This window comes from Achromobacter marplatensis (genome assembly GCF_049060505.1).
GTDB lineage: Bacteria > Pseudomonadota > Gammaproteobacteria > Burkholderiales > Burkholderiaceae_B > Achromobacter > Achromobacter marplatensis_A.
Genome location: NZ_JBMGRB010000013.1, coordinates 69,578 through 84,860, shown reverse-complemented (window position 1 = coordinate 84,860; position 15,283 = coordinate 69,578). Strand labels below are relative to the sequence as shown.

At 63.8% G+C, this 15,283-nt stretch carries 14 protein-coding genes; 2 read left to right on the top strand and 12 right to left on the bottom strand.

Annotation, left to right across the window (positions count from 1 at the left end):
• The first annotated feature begins 152 nt into the window (after window positions 1-152).
• Entirely contained in the window at window positions 153-3,047 is a 2,895-nt protein-coding gene (locus ACI0FO_RS26565) for a valine--tRNA ligase (RefSeq protein ID WP_416031630.1), read from the top strand.
• Window positions 3,048-3,163: 116 nt separating this feature from the next.
• On the opposite strand, the gene ACI0FO_RS26560 is transcribed toward ACI0FO_RS26565, so the two are convergent.
• From ACI0FO_RS26560 to rpsP, 8 genes are all read right to left on the bottom strand, one after another.
• Window positions 3,164-4,453 (bottom strand): NAD(P)/FAD-dependent oxidoreductase, encoded by a 1,290-nt coding sequence (locus tag ACI0FO_RS26560; RefSeq protein ID WP_416031629.1) that lies wholly within the window; start codon window positions 4,451-4,453, stop codon window positions 3,164-3,166.
• Window positions 4,454-4,465: 12 nt separating this feature from the next.
• Window positions 4,466-5,197 carry an amino acid ABC transporter ATP-binding protein gene (locus tag ACI0FO_RS26555; protein WP_006224000.1) on the bottom strand — a complete coding sequence of 244 codons (732 nt, stop codon included), beginning with the start codon at window positions 5,195-5,197 and terminating at the stop codon, window positions 4,466-4,468.
• Window positions 5,194-5,847, bottom strand: a complete 654-nt coding sequence (locus ACI0FO_RS26550; RefSeq protein WP_105559760.1) for an amino acid ABC transporter permease — start codon at window positions 5,845-5,847, stop codon at window positions 5,194-5,196. The genes ACI0FO_RS26555 and ACI0FO_RS26550 overlap by 4 nt, the downstream gene beginning before the upstream one ends.
• Before the next feature lie 123 nt (window positions 5,848-5,970).
• Entirely contained in the window at window positions 5,971-6,726 is a 756-nt protein-coding gene (locus ACI0FO_RS26545; protein WP_416031628.1) for an ABC transporter substrate-binding protein, read from the bottom strand.
• Window positions 6,727-6,825: 99 nt separating this feature from the next.
• Window positions 6,826-7,443 (bottom strand): helix-turn-helix domain-containing protein, encoded by a 618-nt coding sequence (locus tag ACI0FO_RS26540; protein ID WP_416031673.1) that lies wholly within the window; start codon window positions 7,441-7,443, stop codon window positions 6,826-6,828.
• A gap of 204 nt (window positions 7,444-7,647) precedes the next feature.
• Entirely contained in the window at window positions 7,648-8,496 is an 849-nt protein-coding gene (gene trmD / locus ACI0FO_RS26535; protein ID WP_416031627.1) for a tRNA (guanosine(37)-N1)-methyltransferase TrmD, read from the bottom strand.
• Window positions 8,496-9,113 carry a ribosome maturation factor RimM gene (rimM, locus tag ACI0FO_RS26530; RefSeq protein ID WP_416031626.1) on the bottom strand — a complete coding sequence of 206 codons (618 nt, stop codon included), beginning with the start codon at window positions 9,111-9,113 and terminating at the stop codon, window positions 8,496-8,498. Before rimM ends, trmD begins: the two co-directional genes overlap by 1 nt.
• An 82-nt stretch (window positions 9,114-9,195) precedes the next feature.
• Window positions 9,196-9,456, bottom strand: a complete 261-nt coding sequence (gene rpsP, locus ACI0FO_RS26525; protein ID WP_006224007.1) for a 30S ribosomal protein S16 — start codon at window positions 9,454-9,456, stop codon at window positions 9,196-9,198.
• Window positions 9,457-9,896: 440 nt separating this feature from the next.
• Between rpsP and ACI0FO_RS26520 the strand changes: the two genes are divergently transcribed.
• Complete coding sequence (locus ACI0FO_RS26520; protein WP_416031625.1) at window positions 9,897-10,478, top strand: hypothetical protein; 582 nt, start codon at window positions 9,897-9,899, stop codon at window positions 10,476-10,478.
• Between the two features lie 84 nt (window positions 10,479-10,562).
• On the opposite strand, the gene ACI0FO_RS26515 is transcribed toward ACI0FO_RS26520, so the two are convergent.
• The 4 genes from ACI0FO_RS26515 to ACI0FO_RS26500 all read right to left on the bottom strand — a co-directional run bounded on the left by ACI0FO_RS26515 (window position 10,563) and on the right by ACI0FO_RS26500 (window position 15,229).
• Window positions 10,563-10,829: a sulfurtransferase TusA family protein gene (locus ACI0FO_RS26515; protein ID WP_416031624.1), complete on the bottom strand. Its 267-nt coding sequence runs from the start codon at window positions 10,827-10,829 to the stop codon at window positions 10,563-10,565.
• The gene (alaS, locus tag ACI0FO_RS26510) at window positions 10,829-13,453 is read right to left on the bottom strand and encodes an alanine--tRNA ligase (RefSeq protein ID WP_416031623.1); all 2,625 of its coding nucleotides are present in this window, start codon (window positions 13,451-13,453) and stop codon (window positions 10,829-10,831) included. The genes ACI0FO_RS26515 and alaS overlap by 1 nt, the downstream gene beginning before the upstream one ends.
• A 79-nt stretch (window positions 13,454-13,532) precedes the next feature.
• Window positions 13,533-14,600: a prepilin gene (locus ACI0FO_RS26505; RefSeq protein ID WP_416031622.1), complete on the bottom strand. Its 1,068-nt coding sequence runs from the start codon at window positions 14,598-14,600 to the stop codon at window positions 13,533-13,535.
• A gap of 11 nt (window positions 14,601-14,611) precedes the next feature.
• Window positions 14,612-15,229, bottom strand: a complete 618-nt coding sequence (locus tag ACI0FO_RS26500; protein ID WP_416031621.1) for a type 4 pilus major pilin — start codon at window positions 15,227-15,229, stop codon at window positions 14,612-14,614.
• Between the last annotated feature and the right edge of the window lie 54 nt (window positions 15,230-15,283).

Here is a 15,283-nt window from a genome sequence, read left to right as displayed (position 1 = left end):
TTCCGAAGGAATCCTTAATGAATTCAGGGACTTCTAAAAGGTTTACAGTAACCCGGTATTCTAACACGCTGAGAAGACCGCATTACATCTTAAAATGAGCGGTTTGCTGCCCGTATCCCTACGCCGGGCGCCCTGTTTGCCGGAACCCTGTAATGACTCAAGCTGCTCCCCCGAACGCCGCGAATCCCGCGGGCGACACCCCGGAACTCTCAAAGAGCTTCGAACCCTCCGAACTGGAGTCCCGCTGGTATGCCGAGTGGGACAAGCGCGGCTACTTCGCGGCGGGCCAGCACGTAAAAACGGGGACGGAAAGCCAGCCGTATGTCATCCAGTTCCCGCCGCCCAATGTCACGGGCACCCTTCACATGGGCCACGCGTTCAACCAGACCATCATGGACGGCCTGGTTCGCTACCGCCGCATGGCAGGCGACGATACCGTGTTCATTCCCGGCACGGACCACGCCGGGATCGCCACCCAGATCGTTGTTGAGAGACAGCTGGACGCCCAGAAGGTTTCCCGCCACGACCTCGGCCGCGAAAAATTCGTGGAAAAGGTCTGGGAATGGAAGGAAAAGTCGGGCAATGCCATCACCGAGCAGGTGCGCCGCCTGGGCGCGTCGGCCGACTGGCCCCGTGAGTACTTCACTATGGACGACCGCATGTCGCGCGGCGTGGTGGAGACCTTCGTGCGCCTGCATAAACAGGGACTGATCTACCGCGGCAAGCGCCTGGTCAACTGGGACCCGAAGCTGCTGACCGCCGTATCCGACCTGGAAGTGCAGTCCGAAGAGACCGATGGCCACATGTGGCACATCCTGTATCCCTTCGTCGACGGGCCGCAGACCATTGTCGACAAGGATGGCCAGACCGTCACGCTACGGGGCATGACGATCGCCACGACGCGCCCGGAGACGATGCTGGCCGACGGCGCCCTGTGCGTGCATCCGGACGATCCGCGCTACCAGCATCTGATCGGCAAGGAAGTCGAACTGCCGCTGTGCGATCGCAACATCCCCATCATCGCGGACGATTTCGTCGACCCCGCATTCGGCACGGGCTGCGTCAAGATCACCGGCGCCCACGATTTCAACGACTACGCCTGCGCGATGCGCCACGATCTGCCGCTGATCGTGATCTTCACGCTGGATGCCCACATCAACGAAAACGGCCCCAAGCAATTCCAGGGGCTGGAGCGCTACGAAGCGCGCAAGGCGGTCGTCGCCCAACTGGATGCCGAAGGCTATCTGGTCAAGATCGAACCGCACAAGATGATGCAGCCCAAGGGCGACCGCACTGGCGTCGTGCTTGAGCCCATGCTGACGGACCAGTGGTTCGTCGCGATGAGCAAGCCGGCCCCGGAAGGCACGCTGAACCCCGGCAAGAGCATCACCGAGGTCGCGCTGGAAGTGGTGGCCGATGGCCGCATCAAGTTCTATCCGGACAACTGGACCGTCATCTACAACCAGTGGCTGAACAACATCCAGGACTGGTGCATTTCGCGCCAACTGTGGTGGGGCCACCAGATCCCGGCGTGGTATTCGGAAGACGGCCAGGTCTTCGTGGCGCACGACGAAGCCGGCGCCATCGAACAGGCGCGCGCCGCCGGCGTCACGGGCGAGCTCACGCGCGATCCGGACGTGCTGGACACCTGGTTCTCGTCGGGCCTCGTGCCTTTCACGACGCTGGGCTGGCCGGAAAACACGCCCGACCTGCAACGCTACCTGCCCTCCAGCGTGCTGGTCACGGGCTTTGACATCATCTTCTTCTGGGTCGCCCGCATGGTCATGCTGACCACGCACCTGACCGGCCAGATTCCGTTCAAGCACGTCTACGTGCACGGCCTGATCCGCGATGCCGACGGCCAGAAGATGAGCAAGTCCAAGGGCAACACGCTGGACCCGGTCGACCTGATCGACGGCATCGACCTGGACGGCCTGGTCGCCAAGCGCACCTATGGCCTGATGAACCCGAAACAAGCGGGCGCCATCGAAAAGGCCACGCGCCGCCAGTACCCGGACGGCATCCCCGCTTTCGGCACCGATGCTCTGCGCTTTACGATGGCCGCTTATGCCACGTTGGGCCGCAACATCAACTTCGACCTGAAGCGCTGCGAGGGGTATCGCAACTTCTGCAACAAGCTGTGGAACGCCACGCGCTTCGTGCTGATGAACACCGAAGGCCACGACCTGACTGGCACGGACGCCGGCGAGACCTCGTTCGTCGACCGCTGGATCATCAGCCAGATGCAGACGCTGGAAGCCGACGTGGCGCGCGGATTCGCCGACTACCGCTTCGACAACATCGCCAATGCCCTGTACCGCTACGTGTGGGACGAGTACTGCGACTGGTACCTGGAACTGGCCAAGGTGCAGATCCAGACCGGCACGCCCGCCCAGCAACTGGGCACGCGCCGCACATTGATCCGCGTGCTGGAATGCGTGCTGCGCCTGGCGCATCCGATCATTCCGTTCATCACGGAAGAACTCTGGCAAAAGGTGTCGGTGGTGGCCGGCAAGCGCAAGGAAGGCGTAGCCGACAGCGTCAGCGTCCAGCCCTACCCGCAAGCCAACCCGGACGCAGTCGATGTGGCGGCGGAGGCCGACGTGGCCGAACTCAAGGCCCAGGTAGAAGCGGTGCGCGCGCTGCGCGGCGAAATGAACCTGTCGCCCGCCCAGAAGGTGCCGTTGTGCGCCCAGGGCGACGCGCCCACGCTCAAGCGCAACGCGCCGTACCTGGCCGCGCTGGCCAAGCTGAGCCAGGTCGACGTGCTGGACGCCCTGCCCGACGCCGGCGCGCCGGTCCAGGTTGTGGGCGCCAGCCGCCTGATGCTGCACGTCGAGATCGACGTGGCGGCCGAGCGCATTCGCCTGGACAAGGAAATCGCACGCCTGGAAGGCGAGATCGCCAAGGCCAATGGCAAGCTGTCCAACGCCAGCTTCGTCGAACGCGCCCCGGCGGCGGTCGTCGAGCAGGAAAAGGCCCGCATGGCGCAGTTCGGTGAAACCCTGCAGAAGGTGCGCGAACAGCGCGCCAAGCTGGGCGACTGAGCGGCGGCCCCGCCCCGCTGAAACGAAAAACCCCGGACTGGTTTGAACTGCCCCCCGAAAGTTGGACATTGATCCAACCCTCGGGGGTTTTTTCATGGCGGCAACCGCCGAGGAAGTCAGACACCGCCGTCGGTCATTCGATACCAGGTCACGACCGCATTGACGTAGAGCCGCCGCAAGCCATACAGCGGAAACGGAACAACCGGGGACAAGGGCACCGGCAACGCATTGGCGTCACCCGTCGCCACGTATTCGGCCATGGCGCGGCCCATGCTGGTCTGCAGCCCCACCCCGCGGCCCTGGCACCCAATATCCACCAGCAGACCGGGCTGCGGCTCGTGCAAATGCGGGAGGTAATCGCGGGTGACCGCGACGCGCCCGCACCAACGGTATTCGAACGGCGTGCCCGCCACCTGCGGGAACAGCTTCAGCATGACCCGTTCCAGATGCGCCCAGTCTTCCGGCCCCTTGGGTTCACGGAACGGCCCGCGCCCGCCCATCAACAGCCGGCCCTGGTGATCCAACCGGAAATACAGCAGCAGGTTGCGCGTATCCGAGGTGACATGCCCTTCGGGGAAAATGCCCGCGCGCACCCGCTCCGGCAAGGGCGCGGTGGCGACCTGGAAGGTATTGGCGTCGATGATGGATGTCTTCAAGCCCGGCAACAGGTCGCCGCCGTAGGCGTTGGTACACATCACGACACGGTCGGCCGTGACCGTCGCGCCGCGAGCCGTCGCCGCCATCCACTTGCCATCGCTGCGGGTCAGGCCAGTGACGGGCGTGTCCGTATAAATGGAAGCGCCGGCGTTCAGCGCGGCCCGCGCCAATCCGCGCGCATAGCTCAGGGGCTGCACCGCGCCGGCACGGTTGTCCACCCAGCCGCCCAGATAGCGGTCCGTGCCCAGCAGGCGGGCAACTTGCGCCCCGTCCAACGGCTGCGCGTCCACGCCGTGGCGCGCCCATTGCGCCGCGCGGCCATGCGCGGTGCGCAGCGCCTCGGCATTGTGGGCGCCCTGGACCCAGCCTTTGCGGACATGCGGCACGTCCATCGCATGGCGGTCGATCAGATTGAACACTGAGTCGGCCGTCGCCCCCGCGAATCGCAACAACCTTTCGCCGCGCTCTTGGCCGAACATCGACATCAAGGCATCCGGGTCGTACTTGAGCCCTGGAATCACCTGCCCGCCGTTGCGGCCTGAGCCGCCGAAACCGATCTCGCGCGCTTCCAGCACCACGGTGTTCACACCGCGCTCGGCCAGATGCAGCGCGGTGCTCAGTCCGGCGTAGCCACCACCGATGACGAGCACATCCGCTTGCAAGGACGCCGAAAGCGGCTGGGTGGGCGGCGGGGCCGAAGCGGTCGCTGCCCACAAGGACGGAGAAAGCGGAAACGGCACTGGCTGCATGATGATTCCTTCCTACATGGGATGCAGCACACGGCGCAGGAAATCCTGCGTGCGGGGGTGCTGCGGATGATTCAGAAGCTCTCGGGCGGCGCCCTGCTCCACCATGACGCCACCGTCGAAGAACATGACACGGTCGGCGACCTCGCGCGCGAAGCTCATTTCGTGCGTCACGACAACCATGGTCATGCCCGCCTCGGCCAGCTTGCGCATCACGCCCAGCACGTCGCCCACCAGTTCCGGATCCAACGCGGAAGTCGGCTCATCGAAGAGGATGGCCTTGGGCTGCATCGCCAGGGCGCGCGCAATGGCCACGCGCTGCTGCTGCCCGCCCGACAACTGGTTGGGATGCGCATCCGCCTTGTCTGCCAAACCCACGCTGGCCAGCAATTCGCGGCCGCGCTCCAGCACCTGCGCGCGCGGCTCTTTCTTTACGAAGATCGGCCCTTCAATTACGTTTTCCAGCGCGGTGCGGTGGGGAAACAGGTTGAAGCGCTGGAACACCATCGCCACCTGCGTGCGGATCGACACGATGGAAGGCGCGTCGGCGTCGACCAGCTCGCCATCCACGGTGATGCGCCCGGCGTTGTAGCGCTCCAGCCCATTGATGCAACGCAGGATGGTGGATTTTCCAGAGCCGGACGGGCCGATCACGCATACGACTTCGCCCTTGGTGACCTCGGCATCGATGCCCTTGAGCACCTCTAGCGGACCGAAGCTTTTGCGGACTCCCTTGAGTTCGATCATTTCGTGGCGCTCCTTTTCTCCAGATGCCGGACAAGCAGGATCAGCGGCACGCACATGATCAGGTACATCAGCGCCACCAGCGAGAACACGGTGGCGTTCTTGAAGGTGGACACGGCGATCAGCTTGCCCTGCAAGGCCAGTTCGGCCACCGTGATCGTGGACGCCTGCGACGAGTCCTTGAGCATCATGATCATGATGTTGCCGTAAGGCGGCAGCACGATCTTCACGGCTTGCGGCAGCACCACGCGCCGCATCGTCATGCTCCAGCTCATGCCCATCGCCATCGCGGCTTCGATCTGGCCACGGTCGATGGCCTGGATGCCCGCGCGGAAATTCTCGGCCTGATACGCCGAATAGGCCACGCCCAACCCGATGATGGCGGCCTGCACGGCCGTCAGCGACACACCCATGTCGGGCATCACGAAGTAGATGTAGAACAGCAGCACGATGATCGGGATGCCGCGCAGCAGGTTGATGATTCCGCCGCTGAGCTTGGACAGGAATGTGTTGCCAGAGACGCGCATCAGCGCCCATACCAAGCCCAGCACCGTCGATAAGGCCAGCGAGCCCAACGTGACCAGGATCGTCAACTTCGCGCCTTGCAGCAATATCGGCAGGTATTCCGCCGAGTCCTTGAAGAATTCCGTCATGACTTCACCCACCCCGACAAGACAGCCCACGGGCACGCCGGATGCGTACCGCCCGCCAGCGCGCGAGTGCGCGCCGGCAAGGCTGATGCGATAACGCTTGGTTGCTTTGCGGTCTGGCCGGCATCACGCGCCGGACAGGCCCCACTTTTTCAGGATGGCGTCGATGGCGCCGTTCGCCTTCAGCTTGGTCAGCGCCTTGTTGATGCGATCAAGCAAGGCCGTATCTTCCTTGCGCGTGGCCAGGCCCAGGCTGCCCATGATGGTCGGCTGGTAGGACGACGCCATCTTCAGGTTGGGATAGTTGCCCTGGGTCAGGATATAGGCCGCGATGGGGTAGTCCATGAAACCGCCTTGAATACGGCCGGCGTTGGCGTCGCGCATCATATCGGGCGGATTATCGTAGAGCTTCACTTCCTTGAACATGCCGCTTTTCTGGATCGGCTCGACGAATGCGGTGCCGACCTGCACGCCAACGGTCATGCCCTTCATGTCGGCGAAGGACTTGTATTCCTTGTTGTCGGTCTTCAGCACCATCAGCCCTTCGCCGTAGCGGTAAACGGGCTCGGAAAAACTGACAACCTGCTGGCGCTGCGGCGTGATGAACATCGCCGCGGACACGATGTCGATCCGTTTGGAAGTCAGCGAGCCAATCAGCGCCGAAAACGCCATGGGTTCGATCTGCACCTCGAATCCCGCTTCTTTGCCGACGGCCTTCACGATGTCGACCATCACGCCTTCGATGCTATTGGTCTTGGTATCGAGAAAGGTGAAAGGACTGCCGGTGGGTGTGGACCCCACTTTCAACACCGTCTGGGCTTGCGCGCCCGCGGCCATGGACAATGCTGCGAATACCGAGACAACCAAAGTCTTGAATTTCATGACATATCCTCATCGTGGCAAAGAAACCCGGACGACGCGCTGCGCGCCCGGTGGCGCGGCTATCCCCTGAGTCGCCGCGCCGGTATGGAAGCTGTGCGCTTAGGGCGCCCGTTGCGTGTCGTCCCCCGCGGCTTGAGTGATGTTGGAGATGGCCCAGATGACCTCGGTGGTCTGCGATCCGGGATTACGCCAGCGGCGCGGCGTGCTGCTGGCATAGCAAAAACTGTCGCCCTCATTGAGCAGCATGACGCGATCGCCCACCCATAACTCGAGCGAGCCTTTAAGCACCACGCCGATCTGCTCACCCTGTCCTGTTACGAAGAGCTCTTGTCCGGTCGAGCCGCCAGGCTCGATGGTGGCGCGGCACAGATCCATGCTGCGGCATGCGGGCGGTGTGTACATCTCTTTGCTGATGCCTTTTTCGCTCAGGTCGATATAGCGATGCGTACCGGCACGCGCGACACGGCCACCATCTTCGCTTTGCGTGTGCTCGGCGTTGCGCAGCAGGGAATTCACGGACACGTTGAATTCGCGCGCCAGCATGTGCAGGACCTTTACCGACGCGGAACTCAAGCCGCGCTCGATCTGGCTCAACAGACCCAATGACATGCCGCAAGCGCGGGCAACCTCGGCCAGCGAGCGTTTCTGCTGCTTGCGCAGTTGGCGCAGTTGCTGGCCAAGCCATAAGTCGACGGCCGACTCTGGCCTACCCGCCATGGCGCTGGCCGACGGCGAGGCGACGCGGCGCTCGGGCGCGGATAGGGCGGCAGCGGATCGGCCGGAAGCGGCCCGGTCAGAGGGGGAGTTCGACATATGAAAATTTCATTTGCATGTAATTTTCAATACTAAAGAGCAGCCGAAACGCCCACAACCTAGGAACATCCCTACGCTTGCGGAACCGTGAATGAGGAGGGGAATGACTTAGGACGCGTCGGGCGTCTTCGGGGGCTGGGCAGGCTTGGCCGACGGCTTGCGCCTGCGCTTGGGCGCGTCGGCAGCGGGGTCGTAGGTGCCGGCCAATTCGGCCAGGTAACGCTCGTCCGCCTTATTCAACCACCCTTTCGCACGGGCCGATTCGATGAGCTCGGGGCGTCGGGTTGCCGTCAGCGCAAGCGAACGCTCGCGTCGCCAGCGCGCGATGTTGGCGTGATGGCCGCTAAGCAGCGGCGCAGGCACGGACTCGCCTTCGTACACTTCGGGACGCGTGTAATGCGGGCTGTCCAGCAAACCTGACAAGGTGTCGTTGAACGAATCCTGCAGCGCGGAATCACCATCGTTCAACACGCCTGGCACCAAGCGCACGGCGGCATCGATCACTGCCAGCGCGGCGATCTCTCCGCCGGACAACACGAAGTCGCCCAGCGAGATCTCATGCGTTACGCAGCGTTCGATGAACCGCTGGTCCACGCCTTCGTAGCGGCCGCAGATCAGGATGATCCCGTCGCTTGCGGCCAGTGTTTCGGCGCCGGCTTGGTCGTAGCGCTGGCCGACGGGCGCCAGCAGCGCAACCGGAGCGGGCCCCAGGCCAAGCGCTGCGCGCGCTTGCTGGGCGGCATTGACAGCGGCTTCCAAAGGGGCCGCCATCATTACCATTCCGGGGCCACCGCCGTAAGGACGGTCGTCCACGGTGCGATGGACGTCCTGCGTGAAATCACGGGGATTCCAGGCATGCAGGGACCACCGACCTTGGGCATGCGCCCGGCCGGTGACACCCAGATCGCGCACCACCCCGAACATCTCGGGAAAGAGCGTAATGACGTCGAATCGCATCAAAGATCCGCCGGCCAGTCGCTGTCTATGCGGCGAGCAGCCAGATCGACGGCGTGTATGTGCGCGCGTACGAACGGAACAAGCATTTCGGCGGGTCGGCCTTTGGCATTCAGGATAGGCTCGGGCCCTTCGGCCTCCACCTTCTGGCACAAGACCTTCAAGACGGCGTGAGCGCCGTTATCAAGGACTTCGTCCACCACGCCAATCAGCGCGGGTTCACCGTTGGCGCTGGTGTACAGCGAACAACCGATGAGGTCGACCCAGTAGTATTCGTCTTCCTTGGGCGCGGGAAAAGAACCACGCGGCGCTTGCACGGAATATCCGCGCAAGGCTTCCGCCTGATCGCGATCCGCAATGCCTGCCAGCTGGGCCACGACCGTGGAGCCCTGCGAACGGACTTGCAAAACCTTGATTGCGACAGGCGCAGACGCGACAGCGCCCCGCGCCAATTCAGGCACAGGGCGAGTCAACCACCATTGAGACGCTGAGAGCAGCACTTCGGCATTGGCCGAATGTGGCTGCACCTTAACCCAGCCTTTCACACCGTAGGCTGCACTGATGCGGCCCAGCTCGATCAAATCCGTAGGCGCCGCGTTAGAGGTTGCGGCATCAGACATGTATCGCGCTCTTCGTAATGATGAAACAGCTAAGAATGGTAGCTTTACAGCTGAACTAACGGCTTGGGCACGACGCAGGCAATTAAGCTGCGGCGGAAACCTTGGCCGAGTAGTCCTTGACCAGACGCTCGACAGCGGGCGACAGTTGCGCGCCAGTGCCGGTCCAGTACTGCACGCGATCCAGCGCAATGCGCAGGTTTTCCGTGCCTTCGCTAGCTACGGGGTTGTAGAAACCCACGCGCTCGATGAAGCGGCCGTCGCGACGGTTACGCGAATCGGTGGCCACCAGGTTGTAAAACGGACGCTTCTTGGACCCACCGCGGGCCAGGCGAATCACCACCATAGGTAATCCCTTGAATTAGTTGTGAAAAACGGGAAATTCTAGCACTTAAACAAGCCGGCTGGCAAATGCAGGTGCTGAATCAGTCGTGGCGGCGCAATTTGTATCCTAAAACACCGCATCCGGGTATTCTACAAATACGGGCCGGAGCCCGCCGCAGACGAAAGTGTAGCCCCCAGCCGCGCTTCGCGTCTGCATTTCGTGCGGTTGAACCTGAGTGCGTGTGAAGAATAACCCGATTGGAGAGATCGGTTTTATGTCGACCTGCGCAAGACCCGACGCTTTGCTCCCCCCGGCTACGCCGCAACGGCGCCGCCCTTCTGCTGCTTTCAAGCCCTCGTCCTGAGGGCGGAACAATCCCCGTTTTTCGCCCTACCCCCGGTTTTTTCCCGCGTATTTTCCGTGTTTTTTCCCAACACTTCCTCTTGGAGAGGTGCCACACCATGAAGAACCCGAAATCCGTCTTCAACCCCGTCGCGCGCCTGGCTCTGACCGGCCTATTACTGGGCACGCTGGCGATGCCGCTGGCGGCCTCTGCCCGCGTCGTGGGCGCGGCATTGACCACCGCGTCGGGCAAGGTCACCGCCGTCGACCCCGCCACGCGCACCATCACACTGCAAGGCGCCAACGGCAACACCGTGGACGTGCTGGCAGGCCCCGAGGTTCGCAATTTCCAACAGATCAAGCCGGGCGACACGCTGACGTTGGACTATTACGAGTCCGTCGCGGTCGATGTGCGCCCTGCCGGTTCGGGCGCCCCCGAAGTGGTGACCGAGACCGCCGCCAACCGCAGCGCCAAGGGCGCCAAGCCGGGCGGCGCGATGGGCCGCCAGACCACCATTACCGCTGCGATCTGGCACATCAACAAAAGCGCCAACCTGGTCACGCTGAAAGGGCCGCAAGGCGGCATGCGCACCATCCAGGTGAAGGACCCCGCCATGCAGGCACGCCTGCAGCAGCTCAAGGAAGGCGATCTGGTCGACTTCACCATCACCCAGGCGGTTGCGGCTGCCATCCATAAGTAAGCACGCCTGTGACGACGTAAAAAAGCCCGCGAAAGCGGGCTTTTTCGTGAGCGGCAGCGAACGCGCCGCGGACGGTCGGGCGCGTCAGCGCCTGCGCAGGTAGTGCACGCCCCGGCCGCCGTCTTCTTGCTGCAGAACCAGCGTGTTGCCGGTCTGCCGTGCGAAGGCTTGGAAGTCGCGGATGGCGTTGCGGTCCGTGGTGATGACGCGCAAGACTTCGCCGCTTGCCATCTGCGCCAGGGCCTTCTTGGCGCGCAGGATGGGCAAGGGGCACGTCAGGCCGCTGGCATCCACTTCCTGCTCGAAAGCAGGCGCTTGCGCGCCTGCATCGAGGCTGGTGTCGGCATCCATCAGAGACGCTCTTCCACCCATTTCTGCACACCGGCGATCGCCGCAGGCAAGGCAGCGAGGTCGGTGCCGCCGCCCATGGCCATGTCGGGGCGGCCACCGCCCTTGCCACCCACCTGGCCGGCCACGAAGCCCACCAGGTCGCCGGCCTTGATGCGGTCGGTAAGATCAGCGGTAACGCCACCCACCACGCTGATCTTACCGTCGGCGGAGCCGGTGGCAAGCAGCACGACAGCCGGCTTCAGGCGGTCTTTCAGATTGTCGACCATGCCGCGCAACGCCTTGGGATCCACATCGCCGATGCTGGCGGCGAGAACCTTGATGCCCTTGACGTCGACTGCCGCGCTGGCGGCAAGGTCGTTACCCGCGCTGGCGGCCAGCTTGTTGCGGGATTGCTCAAGGTCTTTTTCCAGCGCCTTGACCTGATCCTGCACCTGCGCGATGCGCGCAGGCACATCGGCCGGCGTGCTGCGCAGCATGCCCGCGATCTGGGTCAGCAAGGCGTTCTGGTTCTGCACCCAAGCCAGGGCGTTGTCGCCGGTGATGGCCTCGATGCGACGCACCCCGGCGGCCACGCCGCCTTCGGAGATGATCTTGAACAGGCCGATATCGCCCGTGCGGCTGACGTGCGTGCCGCCGCAGAGTTCGCGTGAAAAGCCGATGTCCAGCACCCGCACGGTATCGCCGTATTTTTCGCCGAACAGCGCCATGGCGCCGCCCTTGACCGCGTCGTCGTAGGCCATGACCTGGGCCACGGTGGGCTGGTTGGCCAGGACCTCGGCGTTAACGATGGCTTCGACGCGCGCGATCTGCTCGGCGGTCATTGGCGCGTCCTGCGCGAAGTCGAAACGGGTCTTGTCGGGATCCACCAACGAGCCGCGCTGCTGCACGTGCGAGCCCAGCACTTGGCGCAGGGCCTTGTGCATCAAGTGAGTGGCCGAGTGATTGCGAATCGTGCGGGCCCGACGAACCGCGTCAACGCGGGCCAGCAGGGTGTCGCCCACCGACAGCGAACCGGATTCCAGCAGCCCGTGGTGACCGGACACGCCGGCCTGGATCTTCAGGGTGTCGCCGACGGCGAAGCGCACGCCATCCGCTTCGAGCAAGCCGGTGTCGCCCACCTGGCCGCCCGACTCCGCGTAAAACGGGGTGGCGTCCAGCACGACCACGGCGCTTTGGCCGGCTTTTACTTCCTGCACCTGGGTGCCGTCGACGTACAGGGCGGTGACCTTGACGTTGTCCAGTTCCAGCTTTTCGTAGCCTTCGAAGCGCGTCTCGGCGCCTTCATAGCTGAGGCCTTCCGCCATCTTGAACTTGCCGGCGGCGCGAGCCTGGTCGCGCTGGCGCTCCATGGCGACCTCGAAGCCGGCCATGTCGATGTCGACTTCGCGTTCGCGGCAAATGTCGGCGGTCAGGTCCACGGGGAAACCGTAGGTGTCGTACAGCGTGAACAGCGTGTTGCCGTCCAGCACGCCGCCCTTGGCCACGTTGGCCAGGGCCGTGTCCAGGATGCGCATGCCGTGTTCGAGCGTTTCGCCGAAGCGCTCTTCTTCTTGCTTGAGCACCTGGGCCACGCGGTCGGCCATGGCGGCCAGTTCCGGATAGGCCTCGCCCATTTCGGCGACCAGATCCGGCACCAGGCGGTGGAAGAACGGCTTGGTCTGGCCCAGCTTGTAGCCATGGCGCAGCGCGCGGCGCACGATGCGGCGCAGCACATACCCGCGGCCTTCGTTGCTGGGGATCACGCCGTCGACGATCAGGAAAGAGCACGCGCGGATGTGGTCCGCGATGACCTTCAGCGAATTATTTTCCAGGTCTTTGATGCCGGTTTCACGAGCGGCGGCGTGGATCAGCTTTTGGAAAAGGTCGATTTCGTAGTTGGAATGCACGCCCTGCAAGACGGCGGCAATGCGCTCCAGTCCCATGCCGGTATCGACACAGGGACGCGGCAGGCGCGGCATGTTGCCAGCGGCGTCGCGCTCGAACTGCATGAACACCAGATTCCAGATCTCGATGTAGCGATCGCCATCTTCTTCGGGCGATCCCGGGGGGCCGCCCCAGATCTCCGGGCCGTGGTCAAAGAAGATTTCCGAGCAAGGGCCGCAAGGGCCGGTATCGGCCATCTGCCAGAAGTTATCGGAGGCGTAGCGCGCGCCCTTGTTGTCGCCGATGCGGATGATGCGCTCGGTGGGCACGCCGACTTCCTTGGCCCAGATGTCGTAGGCTTCGTCGTCTTCCTGATACACCGTGACCCAGAGCTTTTCCGCCGGCAGCTTGTAGACCTGTGTCAGCAGTTCCCAGGCGTACTGGATGGCGTCGCGCTTGAAGTAGTCGCCGAAGCTGAAGTTACCCAGCATTTCGAAGAACGTATGGTGGCGGGCGGTGTAGCCCACGTTCTCAAGGTCGTTGTGCTTGCCGCCGGCGCGCACACTGCGCTGCGACGATGTGGCGCGCGTGTACGACCGCGATTCCTTGCCGGTGAAGACGTCCTTGAACTGAACCATGCCCGAATTGGTGAAGAGCAAGGTCGGGTCGTTACCGGGGACGAGCGACGACGAAGGAACAATGGTATGCCCCTTCGACTTGAAGAATTGCAGGAACTGGCGGCGAATCTCAGAGGATTTCATCGTGGATGACGCAGGATTTAGGCGAATCTTTGATTATAGAGGGTTGGCGAAAAAGCGCGGAGCCGAGGAATAGCCGCTTCTAGCGGACGCACACGTATCCGGTGGTCCAGCCCTCGGTTTCGGTCCACTTTCCGCCCGCCGAGACGATGACCGGCTGATACCCTGCCGGACACGAACAATCCCCGGTACGTGGATTCGCCGTCGACTGGCCGGAATAATGCCGGCATCCGAATCGGTTATTGCTGCTGAACGCCCCCCCGAACCCACCGCTGGCGGGTTGCCAGACGCCGGACTGGCATGCCAGCAGGTCGCCGGCTTGCGTGCTGGCAATCGTTCCGTTGGCCAGACCGCAGGCCAGCCCTGACTGGGCGCGCCCGCCCACGCTCAGGTAGGCGCCGGTCGAGATGGACGCCGCGACGGTCAGCGATCCGCTCAACGCCGGGTCGCGGGCGTCGCCAATGCGGACGTATGGCTCCAGGTCTGGGAATGCGGGCGGGCTATCCGCCCCCAGCTCGGCCCCCGCCCCCGCCCACAGCGCCAGCGTGCCGGGTGGATACGTCGGTGCCCCTGGCGTGAGGGGGTTGTCGAACCGGAATGCCGCCCCTCGGGCCTGCCGCGGCGTGTCAGGCCAGATGGCCCCGCCATAGCCGCCAGCGGCTTCGATGACCGACGCGATGCCGACCAGGTCAGGCAACTCCGTCCCCCGTTTCAATAGCGGCGCGGCGCTGTAGATCAGTGCATCGAACCTGCAACGCTCGCCCGGGCAAGCCCCTCCCTTTTGCACCCGGACCTGCACGCCAAACCCCAGCGCGGAATGTTCGGGGAAGTCGGCCGGCAGGTGCGCCAAGGCGCGCAATTCCGCCACCGTGGGCGCTTGCGGGTCCGCGAACAGTGGCGCGCCCGTCGCATCTTGGGGCGTCAGCCCCTTGGCCAGCGTGTCGAAATGCCGCGCCAGCATCCCGGCAGCCGCCTGCCGAACCTGCGCCATCCACACCCCCGCCGAACGCGCCGCCGCATCCTCGATTCGATGAACGAGTTGATTGGAAGCCCAGATCGCGGTGACGGAAATCAATGCCAGCGCCAACGCCAAGCCCACCAGCGAGAAACCGCCCTGACGGCAGCGCCCAGGCGCCGCGCGTTCCGGCAAGGAGCGGCGCCTCATTTCGCGGTGAAGGCGAAAGTGTTGACTTCGCCTTGGCTGCATTGGGCCTGGGCCAATGCAGCCCGGTACGGCACAGGCGGCGTTGCCAGCGCGTCTTTCACGATCTTGGCGCCTGAATTGCCTCCGATGGATATTGTTTCGGAGACGCGTTGCAACACGGAAGCCAACGCCGGGCAGGCGGCATGACTGACGTTGGTGAGCGTGACCGTGAACGCCGAGCCTAGCCCGGCCCCGCCCAAGGCAGTGGCAACCACTTCGACAATGCCATTGCGGCCGGTTCCGCTGCCGCCCAGTCCGTGCACGACGCGCGCCGACGCCCCGCTGCCCTGAACGGCCAGCACGCTGGAATCGCGCAGCGCATTGGCCAAGGCGCCGGTGTCCAGCCCCGTATAAGGCGTAACGCCTCCGCCCTGCGCATTGATTTTCATGCTGGCGATGAAGCGTTGAAGCTCTTCTCCGACTTTTGGCACTTTGTTCTCGATGACATAAGCCCCGATAGCGGGGATTCCCACGATCGCGATCAATAAGACGATGGCCGTCACGATCGACACTTCCATCAATGAAAATCCGCGCTGGCGCTTGGCGCCGGATTGAAATTTCAGAACCTGTTGCATCAAATCCTCCGTTGAATGAATAGGACACGCGTGCGCGGCGGGATCCGCCAATGC